Origin of the sequence: Ancylobacter sp. (assembly GCF_965229075.1) — a bacterium.
Lineage (GTDB): Bacteria > Pseudomonadota > Alphaproteobacteria > Rhizobiales > Xanthobacteraceae > Ancylobacter.
Window position 1 is genome coordinate 51,617 of sequence record NZ_CBDDIO010000001.1, and the last position, 24,796, is coordinate 76,412.

The window sequence follows — 24,796 nt, forward strand, 5'->3', positions numbered from 1 at the left end:
GAGGCTGATACGCCTCCCCCCGCCGGCGTCAATGGTGAATGACGAGGTTGCTGAACGGCCAGACATAGGCCTGTAGCGTCACCAGCATGCCCACCAGCACCGCCAGCGCGATGGAATGGAAGAACACGTAGCGCAGGATCACGCCTTCCTTGTTCACCCAGCCGGTGGCGGTGGAGGCGACGACGATGGACTGCGCGTCGATCATCTTGCCCATGACGCCGCCCGAGGAATTCGCCGCCGCCATCAGGGTCGGCGACAGGCCGAGCTGCTCGGAGGTGATCTTCTGCAGGCCGCCGAACAGCACGTTCGAGGCGGTGTCCGACCCTGTCAGCGCGACGCCCAGCCAGCCGAGCAGCGTGCCGAACAGCGGGTAGAACGGCCCGGTCGTGGCGAAGGCGAGGCCGAGCGTGGCGTCGAGGCCGGAGTAGCGGGTGAGGAAGCCCAGCGCCAGCATGATGGCGATGGTGGCGAGCGAGAAGCGCACCTTCCATAGCGTGCGGCCATAGATGCGCACCAGACCCACCGGCGAGAAGCCCATCAGCAGGCCGGCGATCACCGCCGACACGAAGATGCCGGAACCCGTCATCGACAGGATGTTGAAGGTGAACACCGCCGCTTCGGGATGTGCGGTCGCCACCACCGGCGGCACCTTGAAGACGAGGTTGTGCAGACCTTCGAACGGAATCTTCTGGATGAACATCCCGTCGAGCCAGCCCTTCATCTGCGGGACGCCCCAGGCGAAGACGAACACGGTGAGGATGGCCCAGGGCAGCCAGGCCTTCACGAGATCGCCGGTCGACGGGCGCTGGCTGAGGGACGGGTCGATCTTGGCCTTGGCCGCCACATCGTCCGAGCCGTCATTGCCCTGCCGGCCCTTCAGCGCCGTCGAGGTCCAGATCGTCTTCGGCCGCCAGACGCGCAGGAACAGCACCAGGCTGACCATGGAGACGATGGCGGCGACCACATCCACCAGCCACGGCCCATGGAAGTTGGAGACCAGGAACTGCGGCACGGCGAAGGTGATGCCGCAAACCAGGATCGCCGGCCAGATCTCCAGCATGCCGCGCCAGCCCGCGAACGCCCAGATCAGCCAGAACGGCACGATGAGCGAGAAGAAGGGCAGCTGGCGGCCGATCATCGCCGAGAGGTCGAGCAGGTCGAGCCCCGTTACCGCCGCCAGCGCGATGACCGGCGTGCCGAGCGCGCCATAGGCGACCGGCGCGGTGTTGGCGATGAGCGAGAGGCCGGAAGCGGCGAGCGGCGAGAAGCCGAGCCCGATCAGCAGCGCCGCCGTCACCGCCACCGGCGTGCCGAAGCCTGCCGCGCCCTCGAAAAAGGCGCCGAAGGAGAAGGCGATGAGCAGCAGCTGGAGGCGACGGTCGCCGGTGATGCCGGCAATGGAATGCTGCAGCGTGGTGAAGGAGCCGTTGGCTTCCGTCAGCTGGTGCAGGAAGATGATGTTGAGCACGATCCAGCCGATCGGCATCAGCCCATAGGCCGCGCCGTAACCGGCGGCGAGGCCCGCCTTCTCCGCGGGCATGCCGAAGAAGAAGACGGCGATCACAAAGGCGGCGACAAGCCCGGCAAAGGCCGCGACATGCGCCTTCATATGCAGGAAGCCGAGGCCGACGAGCATGACGACGATGGGCACAGCGGCGAACAGCGTCGACAGCGCCATGCTGCCGAACGGATCATAGACTTGATTCCAGGTCACGGGCGTTTCTCCGGGGATGGACATGTGCGGTTGGGTCCGCTTTTGCCGGATTGGGCCCGGCCTTTGCCGCGCCAGCCTCCTTTGGTAAGGAGATCGTTATGAAGTGTTGTTTGGTAAGTTTTATTTACCGAGCAAGTCAATTGGACAACGATTCGACTTTCGTGGCATTTACCGAAGGTCAAGCCGAAGGATCTTCGGCGACATGAAGGGAGACGCGCGCGTGGAGCGCCTGCACACACCGAAGCTGGCGGAGGCGATCGCCGAGCATATCGAGCGGCTGATCCTCGAAGGCGTGCTGCGCCCCGGCGAGAAGCTGGCCAGCGAGCGCGACCTCGCCGAGCGGCTGGAGGTCTCCCGTCCGTCCTTGCGCGACGCCCTCGCCCTGCTGGAACAGCGCGGCCTTTTGGCCACCAGCCGCGAGGGCACCCGCGTGACCGAGTTTCTTTCCGGCCTGACCGATCCGCTGGCGGGGTTGCTGCAATCCAACGAGCAGGTGACGGCGGATTACTTTGAATACCGCACGGCGGTGGAGCGCATGGCGGCCGGGCTGGCGGCGGTGCGTGCCACCGCGCCCGAGCGGCAGGCGATCCGCGAGTGCCTTGCCGAAATGCAGGCCGCGCACGCCGCCGGCGATCCCAACCGCGAGGCGGAGGCGGACATCGTGCTGCACCGGCTGATCTATGCGGCCTCGCACAACCTCGTCATTCTGCACGTCATGCGCGCCTTCTCGGAGATGCTGCGCCGGGACATCTTCTTCAACCGCACGAGCCTTTTCGCCGAGGCCACCTTCCGCGAGGCGCTGCTCGCCCAGCACAAGGCGATCGGCGAGGCGGTGGTGGCCGCCGACCCGGAGGCGGCGGAGAAGGCGATCCACCACCATCTCACCTTCACCGGTGATGCCGTCGCCCGCACACGGCGCGACGCGGCGCGCGTCGACCTCGCCGTGCGCCGGCTCAATCGCTCGACGCTGCTATCGGGCTGAACACGAGCGAAAGCGCGGGAGGAGGGGAACGGGCCTGTTGCCGTAACGTTAGCCCTCCACAAGGGGCGACGGCGCGCGGGCCTTCCAGCGCCGGCCGCCGGCGGGATGCGCCACGTGGCGGCAGGCCTTGCCGGCGCGCCCCGCAACCCCGCTACAGGAGACGCTTATGCGCCGCTCGACCCTCGCCTTTGCCGCGTTCTGCGCCGCCGCAACCCCGGTTCTCGCGCAGACGGCGGGCTCGGATGCCGCTCGGGAAAACACCGCTTCCGCTAGCCTCATTGATGCCAAGGGCGAACAGCTCGGCAACGCCACGCTGCGGCAGACGCCGCATGGCGTGCTGATCTCGGTGGAGCTTGAGGGCATACCGCCCGGCCCGCACGGCTTCCACATTCACGAAATCGGTCGCTGCGACCCGGCCGACAGCTTCGAATCCGCAGGCGGGCATTACAATCCCCACGGCAAGCGCCATGGCCTGCTCGACCCTGACGGGCCGCATGCCGGCGACATGCCCAATCAGTTCGTCGGGCCGGACGGGGTGCTGAGCGTCCAGGTGCTCAACACCTTCGTAACGCTGGAACCCGGCCCGGGCTCGCTGTTCGACGCCGATGGCTCGGCGCTCATGATCCATTCCGGCCCGGACGACTATACGAGCCAGCCCGGCGGCAAGGCCGGCGATCGCATCGCCTGCGGGGTCATCGAGCGACCCTGACGCGGTTTCCGAGCCGTCGCCGCAAAGGTAGCGTGGCAGGCCGGTCACGCCGGAAAACAAGATGCTGTCGAGTGGTATGTGCGTGTTGAACGGTTTCCGCACGTGTCTATGGTGTGTCTAAACTGCGACGAAGTTGCGTTCCGAATGTCGGGAGGCGTGACCCGTCGCAGGCTGTTCTGCCGGAGCGCGACGGCGTGCGTGCCATGTCCGGGAGGGCGCAGCATGATCTGACCCGGCGGGCGCGTTTCCATGAAGTCTCGACCTTTGCGATCTTCGCATTCGCTGGCGTCGCTGCGCGCCGCGCTCCTCGCCTCTGCCGCCCTCCTCGTCGCCTCGCCGGCGCTGGCTCAATCCATGAACGGCGCCACCAACCCGACCGGGCCCGGCGGCAACGGCACGGCCTATCTCGAAGTGCCGCCGGGTGGCGGCGGCGGTGGCGGTGGCGGTGGCGTGACTGGCGGATTCGGCGCGCCGGGCAATATGCCGGAGTTCGTTACGATCAATGGCGATGGCGGGGTCGGCGGGTTCGTGCCGGGCATGCCGGGCCTCGATGGCGGGGATGGCGATCTCGGCGGCGCCGGTGGTGGCGGCGGCGGCGGAGCGCACGGCTATTTCGGTACCGAGGCGCCGAGCGGGGACGCGATCGGCGGCCAAGGCGGCGATGGCGGTGAGGGCGGCGAGTTCAACGCCAAAGATATTCAAGGTATCGCCGGCGGTGGCGGCGGCCCGGGTGCTGGCGGTTATGGCGCCTCGATCCAAATCCAAGGGACCGGAACGACGCTAAACCTGCCGAACGCGATGATGGGCGGCGATGGCGGCGACGGTGGCAGCGGCGCTTCCATCATTTGGGAAAATGACGGCATTTTCTATCCGCTCCAGGGTGGCGCCGGCAATGGCGGCGATGGCGGCACCGGCCTTTATCTCTATGGCTCCGGCGGTGGCGCCAGCATTCTCGGTGAAGCCAAGGGCGGCGACGGCGGCATTGGCGGGCATGGATATCTCCCAACCTTCGGGGGCATCGGCGGCAGCGGTCTCGAAGTCGCCGGCACGGCCGCAAACGTGATCATCGAGGCAAGCGGGCAGGTCACCGGTGGTGATGGCGGCATCTCGCTGTCCGGTACCGGCGGGTCGGGCGGGGCCGGTATCCTCATTTCCGGCGATAACAACGTCGTCACACTCGCCGGCAGCGCCACCGGCGGCACTCAGGGCGGCAATCCCTCGGGTCAGGCGCTGGCGGTTTACATCACCGGGCAGGGCAACTGGCTCGTCCTCACCTCGACCTATAGCCAGAGCGGCGGTATTTACGCCCAGGGTGGCGGCGCGCTGGCGCTTGGCGGCTCCTCGCCGGGAATCTTCGACGTCAGCGCGATCGGCTCTGCGATCACCAATTTCTCCTTCTACACCGTCATCGATGGGGCCTCCTGGACGCTGATCAATGAGCCAGAAAGCTTGGTCAGCTGGGACATCCAGGACGGCGCCCTGTCGATCGCCGACCCGCTGTCGCTCGGCGGCTATGGCACGCTGACCATCAGCAATTCCGGCCAGCTGACGACGACCGCCTCCATGTCGATAAACCAGCCGATCGACTTGAGCGGCGGCAGCGGTTCGGGCGCGACCTTCGACGTCGCAAGTGACACGGTGCTGATCCTTGGGGAGGAAATTCAGGGGCCCGGCAATTTGATCGTCACGGGCGGCGGGATGCTCGCCCTTGGCGCCAATAACCAGTACACCGGCACGACAACGGTCGAGCAGGGCACGCTCGCTGTCGGTGGTGCCTTCCCGTTGGGTCAGGTGCCGAGCACGCTGAGTCTCGAAGATGGCACCACGCTCGAATTCGCTTTTCAGGGGGATGCCCCGGCAACAAATCTCACGGGCGCTGTCACCCTCGCGGGCAATGTGACCATTTTCTCCCCTGACGCGACCACAGGAACGATCAGCGGCAACATTAGCGACGGCAGCAGCAGCGGCGGTCTCACCCTTAGCGGGCCGGGCACCGTGTTGCTGAGTGGCACCAACAGCTTCACCGGCCCGGTGACGGTGGCGGCCGGTACGCTGATCGCCGGCTCCGCCACGGCGCTGGGCTCGAACGGCACCGTGACGGTGGACGAGGGCGCGACCCTCCAGCTCAACACCTCCATCGCCACAGGCGGGCTGGCGGGTGCGGGCGCGATCATTATCGGCACTAATACGCTTACCATCGGCGCCAACAACACCTCCTCCAGCTTCGCCGGTAGCTTCTCCGGCACGGGCAACCTCACTAAGGCCGGCTCGGGCACCCTGACCCTGCAAGGTGTCAATGCCGATGTGAGCGCGCTGACCATTGAGGGCGGCACGCTGGCCCTCGATTCCCAGTCGGTTCTCGGTTCCGGCACCATCGTCGCCCTCTCCGGCGGTGCGGGCTCCACTTTGCAACTCGGTGTGAACCAGACCGTGGCGGGCCTCAGCGGCGATGGCAGTCTGGTCCTCGGCAGTGCGTCCTTTACGCTCAATTCGGCCAGTGACTTCACCTTTTCCGGCGGTATCTCCGGCGTCGGCGGCAGCCTGGTGAAGTCGGGAGCCGGCACGCTGACGCTCTCCGGCAGCAACAGCTTCACCGGGCCGACCCTGATCAGCGGCGGGACGCTGGTTCTGGCTGGCGGCGCGGCGCTCGGCGATCAGACGACGGTGACGGTGGCCGGCGGCGCGCAGGTGCAGCTGCAGGCCAGCGAGACCGTTGGCGGGCTCGCCGGCAGCGGAGCTGTCTTGCTTGGCGGCAACACGCTCAGCTTCGGTGGCAACGGCGCCAATACAGGCTTTGGCGGTTCGATCAGCAATGGCAGCCTCGTCAAGCAGGGCGCGGGCACGACCGTTCTCACCGGCAGCTACAACCTCTCGGCCCTCACCATCGCCGCCGGAACGCTGCAGATCGGCGACGGCGCCTCCGCCACGACCTTCCAGGCCGTGCCCATCGAGAACAACGGCACGCTGGTTCTGAAGCCGGCGCAGGATCTGCTGATGTCGGAGGTGATCTCCGGCACGGGCGGGGTGACGGTGAATGCCGGCAACGCGCCGGTCACCTTCACCGCCGCCAACACCTATACCGGCGCCACCACCATCACGGCGGGCACGCTGAACCTCGGCAACGGGGTCCTTGTGGGCTCGGTGGCCGGCGATGTGGTCAATAATGGCACGCTCGCCTTCAATTCCAGCACGTCGCAGAGCTTCGGCGGGGCGATCTCGGGCACGGGCGGCGTGAGCGCCGTGGGCGGCGGCACAGTCACGCTGACCGGCGCCAATTCCTATGCCGGCGGCACCGCGATCAGCAATGGCTCGACGGTGTCGGTCGGCAGCGACGGCAATCTCGGCGCGGCGAGCGGCGGCATCAGCCTAGCGAATGGCACGCTGGCCGTCACTGGCTCCTTCAGCAGTGGGCGCCAGGTCGTGCTCGGCGGCACCGGCGGCATTGCGGTCGCGACCGGCCAGACGCTGACCTTGACGGGCGCGATCCGCGAGAGTTCGCCCTCGCAACTGGTGAAGTCCGGCGATGGTGTGCTCGTTCTCAGCGGCTCGAACAGCTACACCGGCGGCACGCTGGTGTCCGCCGGCACGCTGGTGGTGTCGAACGACGACAATCTCGGCGCGATCGTTGGCGGATTGACCCTTGATGGCGGCACACTGGTGGCCAGTAGCAGCTTGTGGTCCTCGCGCTCGGTAACCCTGGGCGCCGGCAACGGCACCATTGATATCGCCGCCGGAAACATGTGGTTCCTGCAAGGCGCTATTGGCGGCAGCGGCAACCTGACGAAAACCGGCGACGGCGAACTTACATTGATGGCCGACAGCAGCTTTACTGGCAGCACGACCATCGAGGGAGGCAAGCTGGCGATCTATGGCGCCACAGTGGCGACCAGTTCGGTCAGTGTCGCCAGTGGCGCGACGCTGCAAGGCTTTGGCGCCATTGCCGGCACCGTGTCGGTGCTCGCCGGCGGCACGATGGCCGGCGGGGTATCGGGGCAGCCCAACCTGAAGAATGTCGCGCTCGTCACCGGCTCGCTGACCTTGGCCAATGGGGCCAATGTGGCTCTGCTGCTGGGCGCCGGCGGGAATACCGGTGTGGCCGAGGTGAGCGGCGATCTCGTGCTTAGCGGCACGCTGACCGTTTCCGGCGAGGCGATGCACGGCGCCGGCATCTACCGCGTCTTCACCTATACTGGCAGCACTAGCGGCAGCTTCGCTTCGGTCGACCTCTCGGGCCTTGTCGATTCCGGTTCCTATACCGGCACGATCGAGACCGGCAATCCCGGCCATGTGAACCTGCTGCTGCGCGATACCAGCCCGCTGCAGCTCTGGACCACGGATGGTGGGACGAGCTTCGGCGGCTCCGGCACCTGGTCCTCGACCGGGGACACCTGGTATCTCGCTTCCTCCGGCCAGACCATTCCGTGGGGTGGAGAGACCGGCGTCTTCACCGGCACCGTCGGCACCGTCACTATTCGCGGCGAGCAGACCTTCCAGAAGCTTGAATTCGTCACCGACGGCTATGTTCTGAAGGCCGATGGCACCGAGCCGACGTCGAGCCTGCACGTGAATGGCGGCGGCGTGCTGTGGGTGGAAGGGCATGATGTCACCGCGACGATCAGCGCGCCCATCAGTGGCACGGGCGGCATCGAGAAGGTCGGCACCGGCACGCTCATTCTCTCCGGTGCCAACAGCTATGTCGGCGGCACCAAGATTTCCGGCGGCTTTGTCAGCGTCGCCAGCGCGGCGTCCCTCGGCGACGCCGGCAATGTTCTGACCCTTGCCAGCGGCGGGCTGGAAACGACCGGCTCCTTCGCCCTTGGCAGCGCGGTGGTAATCGAGGGCTTCGGCAGCCTGAAGCCGGGGGCGGGCGAAACGCTCGGCCTTTCCGGCACCATCAGCGGCACGGGTGGCCTGCGCAAGGAAGGGCTCGGCACGCTGGTGCTGAGTGGCACCAATACCTATGCCGGGGAGACGGTGATCGCCGAGGGCACGCTGCAAGTGCAGGGCGGCGCCGCGATTTCCAACGCATCCGCCGTGCGCATCGAGGCGGCGGGCACGCTGCAGCTGGGCGCCAATGAGGGCATCGGCTCGCTCGCCGGCAGCGGCACGGTGAACCTGCAGAGCCATACGCTTTCGGCGGGCTACGATGCCACCAACACCACGTTCTCCGGTGTTCTCGCCGGCACGGGCGCGCTGGTGAAGATGGGGGCGGGGACACTCACCCTCACCGGCAGTAATAGCTATTCCGGCGGCACTACCATTTCCGCTGGCACCCTCGTCATCGGCAATGGCGGTACCTCCGGCAGTGTCGTCGGCAACGTGACCAGCAATGGTCTGCTCGCCTTCCATCGCTCAGACTCCATCACCTTTGCCGGCACCATCAGCGGCACGGGCGGGGTCGCGCACATCGGCAGCGGCACGCTGGCGCTCACCGGCGCCAACAGCTATGCGGGCGGCACGCTGGTTTGGGCCGGCACGGTGCAGGTGAGCGCCGATGCCAATCTCGGTCAGGTCTCGGGGGCGCTGACCTTGGCGGAGGGCACGCTGTCGACGACAGGCAGCTTCACCACCGCGCGCAACCTCGTTCTGTACGACGGCGGCACGCTGAAGGTGGCCACCGGCACCACGCTCGGGCTGACCTCGGCGGTCACCGGCAGTGGCGGGTTGACGAAGCAGGGTGACGGCACGCTGATCCTGGCCGCCGACAACAGCTTCACCGGCAAGACAATCATCCGGGCCGGCGTGCTGCAACTGGGCAATGGCGGCACCACGGGCTCGGTCAGCGGCGCCATCGTCAATGACGCGACGCTGGTTCTCAACCGTAGCGACAGCTTCATCTTCGCCAACAACGTCTCCGGCCAGGGCACCGTGGTGCAGGCCGGCACCGGCGCGGTCATCGTCACCGGGGACATTGACAGCCTGGGCGGCCTGCAAATCCAGCAGGGCGTGGTGCAGATCGGCAATGGCGGAACCACGGGGCAGGTGGCCGGCGCCATCGTCAATAACGGTATCCTCGCCTTTGCACGCTCGGATCAGACGGTGATCGGAAACACCATTTCCGGCAGCGGCACCGTCGTACAGATCGGCGCCGGCGACCTGTTCCTGACCGGAAGCAACAGCTATTCCGGCGGCACCGGCATCGGTCCCGGCAGCACGCTGCATGTGACCGCCGACGCCGCTCTCGGCGCGTCGACCGGGGGGCTCATCTTCGGCGGCGGCACGCTCTCCGCCGATCTCGGCTTCGCCAGCGCGCGCACGGTGACCTTGATCGGCGGCGGCACGATCAGCGTCGCCAATGCGGCGGTGCTCACCTTGTCCGGTGCGATCGGCGGCGCGGGGAGCTTCACCAAGAGCGGCCTTGGCACGCTGGTGCTGACGGGCAGCAACAGCTACACCGGCAACACCGTGGTGGAAGCCGGCACGTTGCAGATCGGCGACGGCGGAACCTCGGGAACACTCTCCGGCAATGTCGCGACCGCCGGCATGCTGGTCTTCAACCGCTCCGACAACATCCTCTATGCCGGTGCCATTTCCGGCACGGGTTCGCTGGTGCAGGCGGGGGCGGGCGCATTGGTGCTGACCGGGACGAGCAGCTACACCGGCGGCACGCGCATCACTGCCGGCACGCTGGTGCTCGGCAATGGCGGCACCTCGGGCGCCATCACCGGCAATGTCGCCAATGACGGAACGCTTGCCTTCAACCGCGCCGATGCCGTGACCTTTGCCGGTGTCATCTCCGGCAGCGGGCAGGTGGCGCAATATGGGTCCGGCACGCTCACCCTGACGGGGGTGAACACCTATGCCGGCGGCACGACCATCGGGGCCGGTGCCAGCTTGCAGGTGGCCTCCGATGGCAATCTCGGCGCGGCTACTGGTTCGCTGACGCTGAGCGGCGGCATTCTGGCGCCGACCGCCTCCTTCACGAGCACGCGCGCGGTGACGCTCAACGCCAGCGGCGGGTTCAGCGTCGGCACGGGCGTCACGCTGACGCTCACGGGCACGGTCGGCGGCAATGGTGCGCTCTACGTCGCCGGTGGTGGAGCGCTGGAACTGGCCGGGATCAACAGCTATGCTGGCGGCACCTCCGTCTCCGGCGCGACCCTGGCGGTGCACGCAGATCACAGCCTGGGCAAGGCGGGCACCGCGCTGGCGCTGAATGGTGCCACGCTTCAGGTGCTGCACAGTTTCTCTTCCGCACGCAATGTCATCGTGAGCAGCGCGGGTGCGTCGATCGATGTGGGCGCGGACCTCTTCCTCAACCTTTCCGGCACCCTCTCGGGACCGGGCGTGCTGGCCAAGACCGGCGCGGGGCGCCTGACCCTGACCGGCGACAACAGCTATGGCGCACTGGCCATCCTCGGCGGGACGGTGGTGGGCAATACCGTTTCGCTTGAGGGCAACATTCTCAACAATGGCGCCCTCGTTTTCGATCAGGCGTCGACGGGCACCTTCGCCAATATCATCGGCGGCACGGGCACTCTCACGCTCAAGGGCGAGGGAACGCTGGTTCTGACCGGCACCGCCGCGCCGGGGGGCGGCACCACCATCGATGGTGGGACGCTGAGGATTGGCGATGGCGGTACGGCTGGCTGGCTCAGTGGCTCCATCGTCAACAAGGGCACGCTGATCTACGATCTTGCCGGGCGCTACACCTTCCCGGTCGCGCTCAGCGGCACCGGCCGGGTCAAACTGGAAGGCGGCGGCACGGTCGATTTCACCGGCTCGGATTACAAGGGCGTCGTCGAGACCGACGATGCGCGTGTGCTGGTGCAGCGCGGAACCGACTCGCAGGTGAGCTTCCGTGTCGGCGCGCACGGCGTTCTTGGTGGCGTCGGCACGATCGGCTCGGTGGATGTGCTCGACGGCGGTGTCATCTCGCCCGGCTTCTCACCGGGCACCCTCAACATCAATGGCACGCTGACGCTGGCGGCCGGGACCACCTATCGGGTGGATATCTCGCCGGGTCGGGGTAGCGATCTGCTCGCCGTCAGCGGCGCCGTCGGCATCAACCTCGACAGCACCCTGGAGCTGCATGCCGAGCGCGGCACTTATGCCAACTACAAGACCTATACCGTGCTGACCGGCGGCGACGGCGTGCATGGCCTCTTCGGAACGGTGACGAGCAATTTCGCCTTCCTCGATCCGCTGCTGTCCTACACCGACACCGAGGTCATCCTGAACCTCGTGCGGCGGGACATTCCGTTCTGGCGCGAGGCGCGGACGTGGAACCAGATTGTCACCGCCAATGGCATCGAGTCGCTCGGGGCGGGCAACGAGATTTACGACGCGGTGGCCTCGCAGCTGAAATCCGAGGCCTATATCGCCTTCGATGCCCTCTCCGGTGAGATCTACGCCTCCACCGCATCGGTGATCCAGCAGCAATCCGTGTTCACCCGCGACGCGGTGGGCGCGCGGCTGCGGCAGGCCTCTTTCGAGGGCGCCGGCGCACCCCTGGCCTATGCCGGCGACGGGCCGCAGACGGCGCGGCTCGGGGCCGACGGCGCGACGGTCATGTGGATGCAGGGCTTCGGCGCGCAGGGCTCCCTCGGCTCCGACGGCAACGCGGCAGCGGTTGCGGATTCGATCGGCGGCTTTGTCGGCGGCTTCGACGCCGCCTTTGCCGCCGACTGGAGGCTCGGTGCCTATGGCGGCTACAGCCGCTCCTGGCTCGACGTGTCCGGCCGCGCCTCGTCCGGCTCCATGGACAATTACGAACTCGGCCTCTACGGCGCGACGCAGCAGGGTCCGTGGGCTCTGCGGCTCGGCGGCGGCTATGCCTGGCACGACATGTCGTTCTCCCGCAGCGTGGCCTTCCCCGGCTATCAGGCGTCCAATAGCAGCGACGCCAATGCCGGTTCGGCCCAGCTGTTCGGCGAGCTCGGCTATGACCTGCCGCTGGGACCGGTCGATCTGGAGCCCTTCCTCGGCCTCGCCTATCTGCATGTCGAGGGCTGGAACACGGTCGAGCGCGGGTCCAACTCGGCGCTGACTGTGGATGCCGGCGCCATGGACACGTTCTATTCGACGCTGGGGCTGCGCGGCGGGCAGAAGATCGACGTGCACGGCGTGCCCATCGTCGCCAGCTTCACGCTGGGCTGGCAGCATGCCTTCGGCGATACCGTACCGGCGGCGGTGATGAGCTTTGCCACCGGCTCGGCACCGTTCAGCATCGAAGGGGCGCCCATCGCCACGGATACGTTCATCTTCGGCGGCGGGCTGGCCTATGAGCTGAACCCGAACACGCGGCTCAGCCTGCGCTATGACGGGCAGATCGCCACCAGCGCCCAGCAGAACGCCGTGAGCGGGGCGTTGCAGATCCGCTTCTGAGTGGCGCTGCGCTGCGTCCGGGGCTCAGGCGCCGGGATGTTCCACCACCGCCTCGGCCCGCCCGAGGCGGATGACGCCGAGCACCAGCGCGCAGCCGATGCCGATCACCACGCCGCCGGCGATCTGCGGCAGGGTGAGCGGTTCGTCGAGCAGCAGCGTGCCGATGGTCACGGCGACCCCGGTGACGCCGAATTCCACGCTGATGGCGCGGGTGGGGCCGATGGAGGCGATCAGCTGGTAGAAGATCACATAGGTGATGGCGCTCATCAGCACGCCGGCGACGAGCAGCGAGGCGATATCCAGCAGCCCCGGCATGCCCGGCAGCGGCACGAAGGCGATCAACGGCAGGATGAGCACGCCGCCGAAGAAGAACGCGCCGATGGTGATCTCCCATGAGCCGGTCTTCGCCAGCCGCCGCCCGGCATAGACGCTGCCAAAGGCGGCGGAGAGGGTGGAGCCGAGCGTCGCGGCGCAGCCGATGATGAACGATGTCGTCACCGGCTGGGCGGGAAAGCCCACCAGCAGCACGATTCCCACCGCGCCGAGCCCAATGCCCACCAGCCCGCTGAGCCGGAACTGCTCGACCCCCCACGCCGCCGCGATCAGCATGGTGAACAGCGGGATGGTGGCGACGAGGATCGCCGACATGGCGGTGCCGATGCGTGGCAGGCCATAGGATATCAGCCCGAGCTGCAGGGCCACGGTGGCGAGGCCCACCATGAACAGCGGAAACGGGCCGCAGGAGAAGTCGAGCTTCCGCCCGGAGGCGCGGGCGGCGAGGTAGAGCGTGCCAGCCGCGAAGAAGGAGCGGAACGCCACGGAGCCGGCCCAGCCGAAGGCGTGGATATTGTGGTCCATGACCACGAAGGACGATCCCCAGACGAGCGCCAGGAACAGGTAGGAAGCCAGGTCTTTCGGACTCATCACGCGTACACCGCTCGCCAAGCGAGGCGGCTCGCATGGCCGGATCGCGCGCGAAAACTAGTTGCTCGCAGGCGGCTGTCAATTGGCGCAAAAAAGAGATAAGGGAAGCGGCATGAAATCAGTCGATTCCTTCAAAGACCGCCAGAAGAATGCCGCCGAAGCCCGCGCCCGGCTGGTGTCCCGCCTTGCCGAACGCCCGAGCCCGGACGACCCGGCGATGATCGCCCGCGCGGCCGAGCGCAAGGCCGCTGCCGAGGCGCGGCAGGCGGCGCAGGCGGCGAAGGCCGCCGAGAAGGCCGCCCGCAAGGAGGCCGAGGCCGAAGCCGCGCGCCTCGCCGCCGAGGCTGCCGCTGCTGACGCGGCCGCTGCCGCGGAAGCCGAGATCGCGGCCAAGGCGGCCGCCATCGAGGAAGCCGCCGCTGCCGCTGCCGCCGCCAAGGCCCGCCGCGACGAGCGCTACGCCGCCCGCAAGCAGCGTGTCGGCCGCCGCTGAGGCCGTTCAGCCGGCCGCGCGCTGGCCGGCGAACTGCCCGCCATAGCCGCGCTGGGGTACACCCAGCGTCTGCTCCAATATCAGCTGGCACACCTTCATCCCCGCCCGCAGGCGGATGGGGCGCGGCCCGAGATTGATGATCTCGAGCTGGATCTGGCCCGTCGATCCGGCGTGGATGGTCGGTGCGGTGAGGTGGACGATGAGGCCGATGCGGGCGAGCGAGCTCTTGCCCTCCACCCGCGCCGCCAGCCGCGCCCCCGGGCGCAGGTCCACCCGCTCCAGCGTCCAGCCCAGCACCAGCCGCCCGGGGTCGAGCACGAAGCCTTCCGTGCCGATGTCGATGTCGCCCGCCATGCGGGTGATCGCCTCGCGGAAGCTGTAGCCCGGCCCGGCGGGGTCGATGACCGGGTCTTCCCCCGGCGCGGGATCGCGATATAAAGTGAGCCGGGCGTCGAGCCGCAGGTCGACGCCGTTCGGCGCATAGAATTCCGGTGGCGGCGGCGGGTCGATCAGCACCGAGCCTTCGGCCATGGCGTCGAGAATGTCGCGGTCGGTCAGGATCACGGGCAAAGCTCTCGAAAAGAGGTCTCTCGATAAGAGGTCTTGCAAGACGGGCGGGCTTCCCGCAGTGCGGGAGTGCTAACATGGCCTCACCCCCCGGCAAATGCCATGCCCGATGCGGCTCCCCGGCCGCCGCTCGGTCGATTGCGTGGCGGCAGAAGGCGATTTGCACCGCATCGCAATAAAGAGCTTGAGCGAGAGCGCGCGCCGCCACAAGTTGGGCGCCCCGACCCAACCCCTGCTGTGGAGTTCCCCTGTAATGACCGACCGCCCGAAGCTTCTCGGCATTTCCGGCAGCCTGCGCTCCGGCGCCTATTCCACCGCCGTGCTGGAAGCGCTGAAAGCCGCGCTCGCCCCGACGGCGGACCTCACCGTGCTGACGCTGAACGACGTGCCGCTCTACAATCAGGACGAGGACGGCGCCACCCAGCCGGCCGGCGCCGCCGCGTTGCGCGCCGCCATTGCCGCTGCCGACGGCGTGATCTTCGCCTCGCCGGAATATAATTACGGCCCCTCGGGCGCGATGAAGAACGCGGTGGACTGGGGCTCGCGCCCCTATGCCAAGGGCACGCTGCTCGGCAAGCCGGTGCTGGTGCTCACCTCCTCGCCCGGCTCCACCGGCGGCATCCGCGCCCAGGCGTCGCTGCGCGAATCGCTGAGCGCGGCGGGCGCGCGCATCGTCGCCTATCCGCACCTCGCCATTCCCAATGTCGGCGACAAGATTGCCGACGGCGCCTTCACCGACGAGAAGACGGTGAAGTTCCTCACCGGCGGTGTCCAGGCGCTGATTAAGGAAATCCACCTGCTGGCGGCGCACGCCAAGGGCTGAGGCGGGCGGTTGTCGCTCGCACGCCCTCAGGACCGGGCTTGACCCGGCCACCCAGGCTTTCCGCCATGTGCCGTTGGGAAGGCTGGATCCCCGGGTCAAGCCCGGGGATGAGGGCGTGGAGTCGGGTTTCGGCCGAAGACTCTCCCGTACGTCGCAGCCGGCGCGGCACGCTGTGCCGCGGGCCCGGGACACGACGGTGCCCCCATCCACGGCGCCTGCGTGCTTCGAGGCCGGCGCAAGCGCCGGCACCTCAGCATGACGGGCGGCGGCTGGTGAGCGTCGTCATCCTGAGGTGCGAGCGCAGCGAGCCTCGAAGGATGCTGCTCTCGGGGTCGCGCTGTGGAGCGGCTGGATGCGGCCGAAGAGCTTTCCCTGGGTCCCGGATCGGCGCGGCACGCTGTGCCGGTGGTTCGGGACACGAGGCCGCTTCGTTTCGCGAGACGCCGCCGCTTGCACACCCTCAGGACCGGGCTTGACCCGGCCCTCCAGACGTTCGGCCGAATGGCGTCGCAAAGGCTGGGTCCTTCGGGTCAAGCCCGGGGATGAGGGGGCGTGGAGCCGGGTTTCGGCCGAACGGTTTTTGTTGGACCCCGGATCGGCGCGGCACGCTGTGCCGGTGGTTCGGGACACGAAGGTCCCCTCATCCACGGCGTCTGCGTGCTTCGAGGCCGGCGCAAGCGCCGGCACCTCAGCATGACGGGGCCGGGGCTGATGAGCGTCGTCATCCTGAGGTGCGAGCGCAGCGAGCCTCGAAGGATGCTGCTCTCGGGGTCGCGCTGTGGAGCGGCTGGATGCGGCCGAAGAGCTTTCCCTGGGTCCCGGATCGGCGCGGCACGCTGTGCCGGTGGTTCGGGACACGAGGCCGCTTCGTTTCGCAGGACGCCGCCGCTTGCACACCCTCATGGCCGGGCTTGACCCGGCCACCCAGGCTTTCCGCCATGTGCCGTTGGGAAGGCTGGATCCCCGGGTCAAGCCCGGGGATGAGGGGGGCGCGGAGCCGGTTTTCGGCCGAAGAGCTTCCCCCGGATCCCGGATCGGTGCGGCGCGGGGCGTGACGACTTCAGGGCATAAGGAACATAATTCCTAAACTAGGAAATTAATCCTTGACAGCGTCGCGCTGGTGGGGTAGCTTTCCCCCATGCTCCACAACTGCGTCAGAAGCGGCGGGATGAACCTCCGGCCCCGCGCGGTGGTCATGTTTCAGCCGGCCTTCGGGCCGGCTTTTTCGTTTCCGTTCCCGAGCGGCGGAGGTGGCATGTCGGTTCCCGGGCGGTCCGTTTCGCCGGAAGCGCTGGAAGAGGCGCGTCGGCTCTATGAGCGTACGAATGTGCCGGTGCAGCAGGTGGCGGATCTGCTCGGCATTTCCAAATCCACCTTCAATCTCCGCCGCCAGCGCTGGGGCTGGACGCCGCGCATGGCGCGCATTCCCGGGGCACCCGCGCCGCGCGCCGATCCGCCCCCGCAAGACCTGCCCCCGCAAGACCTGACCCCCCAAGACCCTCTCGCGGGCGACCTGCCGGCCTCCGGGCCGCCCCCAGCTACGGGAACGGCGGCCGCTCCGGCCCCGGCGGAAGCGGTGCCGGCCTCGCGCGGCGAACTGATCAACCGGCTGGTGCGGCGGATCGAGCGCGAGATCGCCGCGCTGGAGCGGCTGGTCGCGCTGGCCGGCCTCGCCGTCGCGGCGCGGCCGGAGGCGAGCCAGGCCGACAGCGAGCGCGCCGCGCGCACGCTGGCCATTCTCGTGCGCTCGCTGCGCGAACTGGCGGCTCTGGACAGAGAACAGCCCGACGGGAGCGACGATGACGCCGACCGCGACGCCGACGCCTTCCGACGCGAGCTTGGCCGCACGCTTGAGCGCGTGCTGGCGAGCGGGGAAGCTGCCTGAGGCGCTGGAAGCGCTCGACGCGCCGACGCTCGACTGGCTGCGCCATCACTGGCCGCTGATCGGCCGGCCCTCGCAGCGCCCGCCCGACAGGGCGCAGGGCGGCGGCGACTGGCTCACCTGGCTGATGCTGGGCGGGCGCGGCGCCGGCAAGACACGGGCGGGCGCGGAATGGGTGCGCGCCCTCGTTCACGGCGGCGCCGGGCCGAAGGCCGGGCGGCTCGCACTGGTGGCGGAAAGCCATGCCGATCTGCGCGATGTGATGGTGGAGGGCGTCTCCGGCCTCCTCGCCATCCACCCGCGCGGCGAGCGCCCGAACTGGGAGCCGACGCGCCGGCGCCTCGTCTGGCCGAACGGGGCGGTGGCGCAGGGCTTTTCCGCCGACGACCCCGAGAGTTTGCGCGGGCCGCAATTCGACGCCGCCTGGTGCGACGAGCTGGCGAAATGGCGCTACGCCCAGGCCGCCTTCGACATGCTGCAATTCGGTCTGCGCCTCGGTGAGCGGCCGCGCCAGATGGTGACGACCACCCCGCGCCCCACCGCGCTGATCCGCGCCCTGCTCGCCGACCCGCGCACGGCGGTGACGCGGATGGGAACGGCGGAAAACGCCGCGCATCTGGCGCCGCGCTTTCTCGACACCGTGGTCGGCCGCTATGCCGGCACGCGGCTCGGCCGGCAGGAACTCGGCGGCGAACTGATCGAGGACCGGCCGGACGCGCTGTGGAACCGCGCGGCGCTGGAGGCGGGGCGGGTGGAGGCGGAGGTGGCGCGCCCGATGCAGCGCATCGTGGTGGCGGTGGACCCGCCGGCCTCCTCCGGCAAGCGGGCGGATGCCTGCGGCCTTCTCGCGGCGGGGATCGACGCGGAAGGCGTCGTGCATGTGCTGGCGGATGAAAGCGCGCAGGGCCTCTCGCCCAATGGCTGGGGCGGGCGCGCCATCGGCCTGTTCCACAGGCTGGAGGCCGACCGGGTGGTGGTGGAGGTGAACCAGGGCGGGGAGATGGTGCGGACCATCCTCGCCGGCATCGACCCCACCGTGCCGGTGAGCGAAGTGCGCGCCACGCGCGGAAAATGGCTGCGCGCCGAACCGGTGGCCGCGCTCTACGAGCAGGGACGGGTGCGCCATGTCGGCCCGTTCCCGGCGCTGGAAGACGAGATGTGCGATTTCGTCTCAGTCTAGCAAACATAAGCCTTTCAGGCCATATGTTTTGCAAAGTTTTTCAATCAAGCGTTCCGCCTGCGTTCCTTGAGGTGCACCACGGACGCCTTGCCGTTCGCCTTCTTGTCGGCAAACCGGCAGTACCTTTCGATCATGGCGAGCGACATGCCGACCTGATCCTGTATCTGCGTGCTGGTGAGGCCGGCCCGGCGCAGCTCCACCACGCGGGTGCCGCGCAGTCCATGAAGCGTGCAGCCGGCAAGATCCGGGATCGCGTCGCGCTGCTCCGCGAAATGCCGGTCCAGCACCTTGCGCGTCATCGCTCGCCCCTTGTCGTTGCGAAGGTAGGCGCCCGGCGACACGGGCCATGTGGCCATTTCCGCCGCCAGAACATCATCAATCGGGCACCAGATTTCCACGCCGGTCTTTTGCTGCGACAGGCGGAATCCTCCTTCATCAAGGAAGGTCGGACCAAGCCGCACCACGTCAGAGCCGCGCTGGCCCGTATAGCGGGCAAGGAAGAACGCCCGGCGCACCATGCCGGTGAGGTGCTCTTCAGCCGCCTCTAGCTGGGCATCGGTCCAAGGCTTATGCCCGCCCGTCTTGTCATAGGGCTTCACGCCGGCCGTGATCGAGGCGGCGAACTTGCGCCGCGCAACTCCCCATGTCGATATCGCTCGCAGGACGCCTAGAACGGTGTTTGCCGTGCCAGGGATAGAAGCGAGCCCGTCCATTAGCTCCAGAACGTTCGCCGGGCCTAGACCGTCTGCGGGGAGCTTCCCCCATGCCTTCTTGGCGATGCCGAGGCCCCGCAGATATTGCTCCTTGGTCCCCTTGGCGAGCTTGGTGAACTGCGGCGAGATTTCGTAGGCGTCGCACACGTCGGCGAACGTCTCGATCCGCCCGCCGGTCAGAAGCCCTTGGGCCTCGCGGAGCTTTACCCAGAACTCGGGCTTGTGCGGGTCGCTGCCAAGAGCAATAGGCTTCTCAGCGCTCGGCGTGTTCCGGCCGGGCTGGTAGTAAAAATACTCCCGCCCCCGCGAGACGACGCGGTGCACGCCCTTAGGAAGCTCCACGGCGCCTCTCCTGCGCGAATTTCGCGGCATCCCTCGCCCCCTGCGTATAAGCGTCGACAGGGGCGGCATCGTTGCCCTGTGGCGACAGCGATGCAAGGCTCATCTGCACCGAAGCCCAGCACCAGCGGACGCAGCCGTTCGACAACCGGATAGGGCGCGGCAGCACGCCACGGCTCACCATCTCGTCAACGGTGCTCTCCGACATGTCCAGTTCGGAGGCGAGGCTTTTGCGGCTCAGGTATGAGGCTGGCATTTGTCAACGAGCCCTATTATCGCAGACAAGACAAGAGCGGCGCCTAGCAGGTAAGCCCAGCGGCGCCCGGTGCGGTGGGGGTTCATGGCTTCCACCCAACCAGTTCCGCGACCTTCACAAGCGTCTCGGCATCCGCGTAACGGACCCTATCCGCTATCGCCCAAGCGCTATTTTTGTAATCTGCGTGGAATCGCTCGCGCTTGCCAGCAATTACGTCGCGGCTACAGTATCCTCGCACAGGACGTGAGCGGCCCGTTTTTATGTCAAACTTGGCGCCTGAGCATTCAAGAGACATGCGGGTTTTTGCAGTGACCTTCTCAGCGGCCCAAACCCCACGCCCCGCGTATTTCCCATCGACATTGCGTGTGCGTTCAGAGTGGTACCGCCAAACAACGGACCCGACATCAGCATCGGCGAGAGTTTCGACAATTTGCTCTTCCATCACCCCACCTCCCCGGCAAGAGCGCGGATGGTTTCAACGATGTCTCCGAGAAGGACCTCGCACGCCTTCGCTTCCTCTTCGTTGAAAGCTACCCACGCGCACCCTTTCGCTGCAACGATTGCCCTTTCCAGCACCGCACGCTCTATCGCAGGCAGGGCGGCGGTGAGGGCCCTCTCCATGTCTCGGCGGCGCCCGGCGCGATGCGGCTCTGGCCATCCTGCCCACACCGATTCGGCATAGCCAGCCCTCGCCATCGCCTCCACCACTTCCGCCATCTGCTGTTCTGTGAGTAGGGTCACCACAGATCCTCCGAATAGAGCATGGCCCCAAGCTGCTCGTCGGGGCGCGTCTGGCCGGCGGCTTTGGCAACAGCAAGCGCATCCGCCCGTTCGAGAAAGCGACCTTCACTTGTCGTGAAGCCCTGCCCTCGCATCGGGCCTTCGGCGCTGTCGCCTATGAATGCGGCAAGCGCAAAGATGTGGTGGTGGCGGTGTGGTGCTGGCAGCGCCCAAAGGCGGCCCTTCCCGTCCATTATCGCCACGCCTGTGATGCGTTCTGCGGTCATTCCTGTTCCTCCTGGGGGAGAGCGGCGCGGGTGGTGGGACGCACGAACATCGCCACCATCAGGCGGGTCCGGCGCGCGTTCTTGACCGCATCCTTGTGCAAACCGCAGGTGTAGGGCGGTGTGAAAGCGTCTCCGTTATCGCATTCACAGCGCTTGTTGATCAGCCGCCGGGCCTCGGCATTTTCAGCGGCCCGGCGCGTGAACCATCGGCGCCCGCCTCCGTGCCAAACGACTGCCATGCTGGTATGGATCGCCCCCTCACTCCCCATCCCCGCCTCCCTGTGCGCTGGGAGGGGTGGGGAGGTGGTACTGCCATGAGAAGTCCGGCCCTCCACAGAGGTACTGGTGTTTCTGCATGCAGCGCCGCCGGCACCAACGAAGCCAGACAAGGCGTTGGTCATAAGTGCGGACGGGCTTCCATGCGAACCAGTCGTGCCACGGACCAACCGGCTCGGTGAACATCATGCGCGGGTTCGGATCACTCCCCATCGCGCCCTCCTGCGGTCTTGCGCTCGCCCGTGGCGCGGGACAGAAGCTCCAGCACCAGATCGGGCGGCACGCCTTCCGTCACGACGGGCGCGGACTCCATGTCCTTCATCGCCTGCCGGTAGCCGGCGGCGAACGCGGCGACGCGACTGGCCGGGATGCGCCCGCGGCGCAAAGCTGCGTCGGCAGCCTTCTCGGCGCGCTGGATGGCCTCTCCGACCGAGTCGACGGTGACGCTCTTAGACATCGCGCCCTCCTGCGGGAGGGGCGGGGGTCTTGCCGAGCAGCATGGCGGCGAGCCGTTCAATGCGCTGTGCATCGGCCCGGATCACCCGGAGCCGCAAGAGCGCATCATCCGGCGAGCCATCGCCCATTTCGATGGTGCCGACGATGCCATCCGCGACGCTGCGGATCGTTTCGGTCATCTCGCGGCGCTTGTGCTTTTTCATCACTCCGCCTTCCCCTTGTCGGCGAGGGTGCGGATAGACTCGTGAATCTCGGCGGCTGCCGACGCGGCGCTTTCAAAGACGGCCACGTCGTGGTCGCTTCGCCCAGGCTCTTTGGCTTTGCGCTGCCATTCTAGCCCGCGAGACAGCGCCGCCCCCATAACCTCCTCCAGCGCCGCCCTCCTCGCCTCGGCGCGGATCGCTGCCGCGTCGAGGGGGTGGGCGTAGAGGGGCAGTGATGTTGCCATTGAGCGGATCACGCCGCGAAGCTCGATCTCCGCAGCCGCCTTAACATCGTCAGGCAGTGTGCGGGCCTCCTGATCGCCGTAGCTGACCCAGCCAGTGCGAAGCGGGCCATACGAGATGCGCGCATGCCAGAAGTCGCGGGGATAGCGATAATCGTCTTCACGATAGGACCATTCAATCTCCGCATCGTTGACGATGCGCTCGATATCCAGCGCCACCGGCTCAGCCGCCGGAGCGGGCGGCGAGGCGCGGCGGTTCCAGGCCGCCCGAACAGCTGCTCGGGTTTTGGGGCCAGTTGAGTGCCCATAATCTATGCCCGCCTCGCAGTTTACGGTTTTGCACCAGATCGCATTGTCTCCTCGGTCATCTAGATCGGTGCTCCCGCAGAACGGGCACGGCAGCAACGTCGCCTCGGCCGGTGTGCGGTCAGTCATGGGGCGTGTCCTTCAAAAGCTCAGCGCGACACTCATCAAGGCCGGTGACGACGATTCCTCGATAAGCCGATACAAAGTCGGCTAGCTCGCCTAGGCATTCGTAGAACGGGTCCAATACGACTGGCTCATGGAGGCCACGTAGTGCATCCCAAGTGCTTCGGTCCTTCAGCCGGATAAACCGAAACTGCGTAGGGTGCAGCCCGAAGTCGACCATCACACCATCGCGGGGAAACCCTTCGGGCCAAATAAGGATATGTTTGCCCATCTCACCCTCCCGCCTTGGCCGGCGCGAGCGCGGCGCGGGCGATGTCTTCTGCCTTCCGCACTACGCTTGGCGCGGTGTACCAGGTAGGGCCTTGGCCGACGTTGGCTATTTGGTAGAGAGCAACATCCTTCCGCTTCACCTCGGCCTTGAGATAGTCACGCTCGGCTTCGGCGGCTGTGGCGCGGGCACGGGCCTTGTGGTAGCGCTCGCCAGCTTTCCAGACAAAATTCCACATCTTGTTCGCGACATCGCGAGCGGCCATCTTCGGGGCTTCCGCTCGCTGCGCTCGACGGTGCATGTCGTCCGCGCGAGCCTTTTGCGCCGCCACCTCGGCCTGTAGGGCCTCAAGTGCGTCGACGGCTTCGGGGCCATCCGGGTTGATCAGGCGGAACCCGCCGCCTTCCTTATCCGTGTGCCAGCGCAGCCTTGCAGACAGCCCCGGCACGTCGGGCGCGGGGGTGGCGCCATGGACGGCTGCGTTGATCACAGGGTCGGCAAGCCATTCCTTGGCAATCGCGTCGTGCCTCTGTGCCGCCCCCTCCTGCGCGCCGGCGGGTTCGAGGGCGGAGAGGATGCGGTGGTCGTGGTGCGCTTGGGCGCCCTCAATGCCACGAAGGCCCTTGATGAGCGTATCGTTGAAGTATACCGCGCCGTTGGAGAGCGTGACGAGATAGACCCCTCCCAAGGCGTCGCTGCGCATTCTGACGTCAGGGAGAGGCGGCCCCCCGAAGGGGTTCACGTGCTGTCTCTCTGTGCGTGTCCATTCCAGCTCCTTGACCCTCACCCGCCCGGCCATGGCGTCCTGCATGGCGCGGGCGCCGAGGAGAGCGAACTTGTCATATAAATCGTGGGCGTATGGTTCACCACGTCTCGCGAGCACAGCGAGGTCATGGTCTCTGCGGTCAGACCAGTAGGACGCCATCGCCTCTCGCGCCACTTCTCGCGGATCGGGCATGTCAGCGGTCATGGCCGGGCTCCGCGTTGAGGGCGGCGACTTCCTGCGCAATGGCGTTGCGGCTTATTTCGATGGTGTTCCGGCAGTTCCTCTTTGCCGTCTCGACCAACTCATCGATCCCGAACCGGGCAAGGCTAGACAGAACGGTTTCTGCCTCTTTTCCGCCTGGACAGGCGCTTGCAGAGTGCAGTCGCAGCTCAACTGTGAAGCTGTCGCGGTCCCGCGCCGAAAGTTGGTGCCCGTATTCTTCCAGCCATTTTAGCGCGCGCTCGTTCTTTTCGATCTCGTTCGCCGCTTGGACAATGCGTGTCGTGTTCACGATGCGTCTCCGTGAATGACCAGCGCCGCGACCCGCAGGAGGCCGTCCAGCATGGTGGTCTTGTGAATGAGGAAGCCGGCGATGCAGACGGCGCCGATGGCAGCGCAGACGAGGGAAACGCGCGCCTGAAGGCTCATTTGGCGCCCTCCTTCATGGCCGCGTCGCGGGCGGCGGGGAGAGCGCCTCTGCCATTGCAGATATCGCAGCGTCGTTCGCATTCGTCGCACCCACCCTCGGGGGCGATGCACGCGTATTCCTCGAAGCAGCACGAGACGTAGCCATCACCGCCGCAGTTCCAGCACTCGACGGGATCTGGCTCGAAGCCCGCGCCATTGCAGCTTGGGCACATCTCGGCGGGCGCAGGCGGCGCGGCGCCCATCCACCTCTGACCGCACGGACATTCGTACTGCGTCACCGGCCGCTCTCCGGCCTTCGCGGGGGCGTCAGTCATGGGCGGCACCACGGCGCGGCACGATCACCACGTCACCATGCACGCCCTCGTCATCGTAGGAGGCGGCGCGGACGTAAGACCGGCGGGTGGTGAGGTAGATGACGGCCCCGCCAAGGAGCAGCCCAAGCGGCAGGCATGCGGCAAGAACAATCTCAATAGCGGACATGTCACGCTCCAAGGCCAACGCACCAGCCGAGAACGACGGCAAGCACGAAGGCGATACCGATGAATTGCGGGATGACGTAAGGAAGGTTGCGGAGGTCTTCGGGGGTCATGAC

Annotated in this window: 22 protein-coding genes; 7 read left to right on the forward strand and 15 right to left on the reverse strand. The window is 67.3% G+C overall.

Features of this window, described 5'->3' with window-relative positions:
• Positions 1 to 28: 28 nt before the first annotated feature.
• On the reverse strand, positions 29 to 1,714 hold the full coding sequence (locus ACO07Z_RS00285) for an L-lactate permease (RefSeq protein ID WP_421696855.1): 1,686 nt from the start codon (positions 1,712 to 1,714) through the stop codon (positions 29 to 31).
• A gap of 202 nt (positions 1,715 to 1,916) precedes the next feature.
• On the opposite strand from ACO07Z_RS00285, the gene ACO07Z_RS00290 reads away from it, so the two are divergent.
• From ACO07Z_RS00290 to ACO07Z_RS00300, 3 genes are all read left to right on the forward strand, one after another.
• Positions 1,917 to 2,696, forward strand: coding sequence for an FCD domain-containing protein (locus tag ACO07Z_RS00290; RefSeq protein ID WP_421696856.1), 780 nt, complete (start codon positions 1,917 to 1,919; stop codon positions 2,694 to 2,696).
• A gap of 166 nt (positions 2,697 to 2,862) precedes the next feature.
• Positions 2,863 to 3,405 carry a superoxide dismutase family protein gene (locus tag ACO07Z_RS00295; protein WP_421696857.1) on the forward strand — a complete coding sequence of 181 codons (543 nt, stop codon included), beginning with the start codon at positions 2,863 to 2,865 and terminating at the stop codon, positions 3,403 to 3,405.
• A 249-nt stretch (positions 3,406 to 3,654) separates the two neighbouring features.
• Positions 3,655 to 12,732, forward strand: coding sequence for an autotransporter-associated beta strand repeat-containing protein (locus ACO07Z_RS00300; RefSeq protein WP_421696858.1), 9,078 nt, complete (start codon positions 3,655 to 3,657; stop codon positions 12,730 to 12,732).
• 24 nt (positions 12,733 to 12,756) lie between these two features.
• Here ACO07Z_RS00300 and ACO07Z_RS00305 read toward each other — a convergent pair whose 3' ends face one another.
• The gene (locus ACO07Z_RS00305; RefSeq protein ID WP_421696859.1) at positions 12,757 to 13,656 is read right to left on the reverse strand and encodes a DMT family transporter; all 900 of its coding nucleotides are present in this window, start codon (positions 13,654 to 13,656) and stop codon (positions 12,757 to 12,759) included.
• A gap of 112 nt (positions 13,657 to 13,768) precedes the next feature.
• Here ACO07Z_RS00305 and ACO07Z_RS00310 point away from each other — a divergent pair, with 112 nt between their 5' ends.
• Positions 13,769 to 14,149 carry a DUF6481 family protein gene (locus ACO07Z_RS00310; RefSeq protein WP_421696860.1) on the forward strand — a complete coding sequence of 127 codons (381 nt, stop codon included), beginning with the start codon at positions 13,769 to 13,771 and terminating at the stop codon, positions 14,147 to 14,149.
• Between the two features lie 6 nt (positions 14,150 to 14,155).
• On the opposite strand, the gene dcd is transcribed toward ACO07Z_RS00310, so the two are convergent.
• Positions 14,156 to 14,713, reverse strand: a complete 558-nt coding sequence (gene dcd, locus ACO07Z_RS00315; RefSeq protein ID WP_421696861.1) for a dCTP deaminase — start codon at positions 14,711 to 14,713, stop codon at positions 14,156 to 14,158.
• Positions 14,714 to 14,969: 256 nt separating this feature from the next.
• Here dcd and ACO07Z_RS00320 point away from each other — a divergent pair, with 256 nt between their 5' ends.
• The 3 genes from ACO07Z_RS00320 to ACO07Z_RS00330 all read left to right on the forward strand — a co-directional run bounded on the left by ACO07Z_RS00320 (position 14,970) and on the right by ACO07Z_RS00330 (position 18,601).
• Entirely contained in the window at positions 14,970 to 15,539 is a 570-nt protein-coding gene (locus ACO07Z_RS00320; protein WP_421696862.1) for an NADPH-dependent FMN reductase, read from the forward strand.
• Between the two features lie 1,255 nt (positions 15,540 to 16,794).
• A complete protein-coding gene (locus tag ACO07Z_RS00325; protein WP_421696863.1) occupies positions 16,795 to 17,424 on the forward strand; it encodes a hypothetical protein in 630 nt (209 codons plus the stop codon).
• Positions 17,390 to 18,601 (forward strand): DNA-packaging protein, encoded by a 1,212-nt coding sequence (locus ACO07Z_RS00330; RefSeq protein WP_421696864.1) that lies wholly within the window; start codon positions 17,390 to 17,392, stop codon positions 18,599 to 18,601. The genes ACO07Z_RS00325 and ACO07Z_RS00330 overlap by 35 nt, the downstream gene beginning before the upstream one ends.
• A gap of 44 nt (positions 18,602 to 18,645) precedes the next feature.
• Here the strand turns inward: ACO07Z_RS00330 and ACO07Z_RS00335 are convergent, their stop codons facing one another.
• The 12 genes from ACO07Z_RS00335 to ACO07Z_RS00390 form a co-directional block, all read right to left on the reverse strand.
• A complete protein-coding gene (locus ACO07Z_RS00335) occupies positions 18,646 to 19,656 on the reverse strand; it encodes a tyrosine-type recombinase/integrase (RefSeq protein WP_421696865.1) in 1,011 nt (336 codons plus the stop codon).
• 694 nt (positions 19,657 to 20,350) lie between these two features.
• Positions 20,351 to 20,650 carry a hypothetical protein gene (locus ACO07Z_RS00340; protein WP_421696866.1) on the reverse strand — a complete coding sequence of 100 codons (300 nt, stop codon included), beginning with the start codon at positions 20,648 to 20,650 and terminating at the stop codon, positions 20,351 to 20,353.
• Complete coding sequence (locus ACO07Z_RS00345; RefSeq protein ID WP_421696867.1) at positions 20,647 to 20,916, reverse strand: hypothetical protein; 270 nt, start codon at positions 20,914 to 20,916, stop codon at positions 20,647 to 20,649. The genes ACO07Z_RS00340 and ACO07Z_RS00345 overlap by 4 nt, the downstream gene beginning before the upstream one ends.
• On the reverse strand, positions 20,913 to 21,155 hold the full coding sequence (locus ACO07Z_RS00350; RefSeq protein ID WP_421696868.1) for a hypothetical protein: 243 nt from the start codon (positions 21,153 to 21,155) through the stop codon (positions 20,913 to 20,915). Before ACO07Z_RS00350 ends, ACO07Z_RS00345 begins: the two co-directional genes overlap by 4 nt.
• 239 nt (positions 21,156 to 21,394) lie before the next feature.
• Positions 21,395 to 21,649 (reverse strand): hypothetical protein, encoded by a 255-nt coding sequence (locus ACO07Z_RS00355; RefSeq protein WP_421696869.1) that lies wholly within the window; start codon positions 21,647 to 21,649, stop codon positions 21,395 to 21,397.
• Positions 21,642 to 21,851, reverse strand: coding sequence for a hypothetical protein (locus ACO07Z_RS00360; RefSeq protein WP_421696870.1), 210 nt, complete (start codon positions 21,849 to 21,851; stop codon positions 21,642 to 21,644). Before ACO07Z_RS00360 ends, ACO07Z_RS00355 begins: the two co-directional genes overlap by 8 nt.
• Positions 21,851 to 22,528: a Lar family restriction alleviation protein gene (locus ACO07Z_RS00365; protein WP_421696871.1), complete on the reverse strand. Its 678-nt coding sequence runs from the start codon at positions 22,526 to 22,528 to the stop codon at positions 21,851 to 21,853. Before ACO07Z_RS00365 ends, ACO07Z_RS00360 begins: the two co-directional genes overlap by 1 nt.
• On the reverse strand, positions 22,521 to 22,793 hold the full coding sequence (locus ACO07Z_RS00370; protein WP_421696872.1) for a hypothetical protein: 273 nt from the start codon (positions 22,791 to 22,793) through the stop codon (positions 22,521 to 22,523). The genes ACO07Z_RS00365 and ACO07Z_RS00370 overlap by 8 nt, the downstream gene beginning before the upstream one ends.
• Position 22,794: 1 nt before the next feature.
• Positions 22,795 to 23,760 carry a hypothetical protein gene (locus ACO07Z_RS00375; RefSeq protein ID WP_421696873.1) on the reverse strand — a complete coding sequence of 322 codons (966 nt, stop codon included), beginning with the start codon at positions 23,758 to 23,760 and terminating at the stop codon, positions 22,795 to 22,797.
• Positions 23,750 to 24,067: a hypothetical protein gene (locus ACO07Z_RS00380; protein WP_421696874.1), complete on the reverse strand. Its 318-nt coding sequence runs from the start codon at positions 24,065 to 24,067 to the stop codon at positions 23,750 to 23,752. Before ACO07Z_RS00380 ends, ACO07Z_RS00375 begins: the two co-directional genes overlap by 11 nt.
• Entirely contained in the window at positions 24,064 to 24,204 is a 141-nt protein-coding gene (locus tag ACO07Z_RS00385) for a hypothetical protein (RefSeq protein WP_421696875.1), read from the reverse strand. Before ACO07Z_RS00385 ends, ACO07Z_RS00380 begins: the two co-directional genes overlap by 4 nt.
• A gap of 306 nt (positions 24,205 to 24,510) precedes the next feature.
• Positions 24,511 to 24,684 (reverse strand): hypothetical protein, encoded by a 174-nt coding sequence (locus tag ACO07Z_RS00390; protein WP_421696876.1) that lies wholly within the window; start codon positions 24,682 to 24,684, stop codon positions 24,511 to 24,513.
• Positions 24,685 to 24,796 lie beyond the last annotated feature (112 nt).

What these genes read in the sequence shown, in the direction of transcription:
- ACO07Z_RS00355 (WP_421696869.1), bottom strand. Translation starts at nt 21,649, where the DNA reads ATGTCTAAGAGCGTCACCGTCGACTCGGTCGGAGAGGCCATCCAGCGC.
- ACO07Z_RS00305 (WP_421696859.1), bottom strand. Translation starts at nt 13,656, where the DNA reads ATGAGTCCGAAAGACCTGGCTTCCTACCTGTTCCTGGCGCTCGTCTGG.
- ACO07Z_RS00300 (WP_421696858.1), top strand. Translation starts at nt 3,655, where the DNA reads ATGAAGTCTCGACCTTTGCGATCTTCGCATTCGCTGGCGTCGCTGCGC.
- ACO07Z_RS00310 (WP_421696860.1), top strand. Translation starts at nt 13,769, where the DNA reads ATGAAATCAGTCGATTCCTTCAAAGACCGCCAGAAGAATGCCGCCGAA.
- ACO07Z_RS00385 (WP_421696875.1), bottom strand. Translation starts at nt 24,204, where the DNA reads ATGAGCCTTCAGGCGCGCGTTTCCCTCGTCTGCGCTGCCATCGGCGCC.
- ACO07Z_RS00370 (WP_421696872.1), bottom strand. Translation starts at nt 22,793, where the DNA reads ATGGGCAAACATATCCTTATTTGGCCCGAAGGGTTTCCCCGCGATGGT.
- ACO07Z_RS00360 (WP_421696870.1), bottom strand. Translation starts at nt 21,851, where the DNA reads ATGAAAAAGCACAAGCGCCGCGAGATGACCGAAACGATCCGCAGCGTC.
- ACO07Z_RS00325 (WP_421696863.1), top strand. Translation starts at nt 16,795, where the DNA reads ATGTCGGTTCCCGGGCGGTCCGTTTCGCCGGAAGCGCTGGAAGAGGCG.
- ACO07Z_RS00390 (WP_421696876.1), bottom strand. Translation starts at nt 24,684, where the DNA reads ATGTCCGCTATTGAGATTGTTCTTGCCGCATGCCTGCCGCTTGGGCTG.
- ACO07Z_RS00290 (WP_421696856.1), top strand. Translation starts at nt 1,917, where the DNA reads ATGAAGGGAGACGCGCGCGTGGAGCGCCTGCACACACCGAAGCTGGCG.
- ACO07Z_RS00320 (WP_421696862.1), top strand. Translation starts at nt 14,970, where the DNA reads ATGACCGACCGCCCGAAGCTTCTCGGCATTTCCGGCAGCCTGCGCTCC.
- ACO07Z_RS00365 (WP_421696871.1), bottom strand. Translation starts at nt 22,528, where the DNA reads ATGACTGACCGCACACCGGCCGAGGCGACGTTGCTGCCGTGCCCGTTC.
- ACO07Z_RS00350 (WP_421696868.1), bottom strand. Translation starts at nt 21,155, where the DNA reads ATGGCAGTCGTTTGGCACGGAGGCGGGCGCCGATGGTTCACGCGCCGG.
- ACO07Z_RS00345 (WP_421696867.1), bottom strand. Translation starts at nt 20,916, where the DNA reads ATGACCGCAGAACGCATCACAGGCGTGGCGATAATGGACGGGAAGGGC.
- ACO07Z_RS00375 (WP_421696873.1), bottom strand. Translation starts at nt 23,760, where the DNA reads ATGACCGCTGACATGCCCGATCCGCGAGAAGTGGCGCGAGAGGCGATG.
- ACO07Z_RS00295 (WP_421696857.1), top strand. Translation starts at nt 2,863, where the DNA reads ATGCGCCGCTCGACCCTCGCCTTTGCCGCGTTCTGCGCCGCCGCAACC.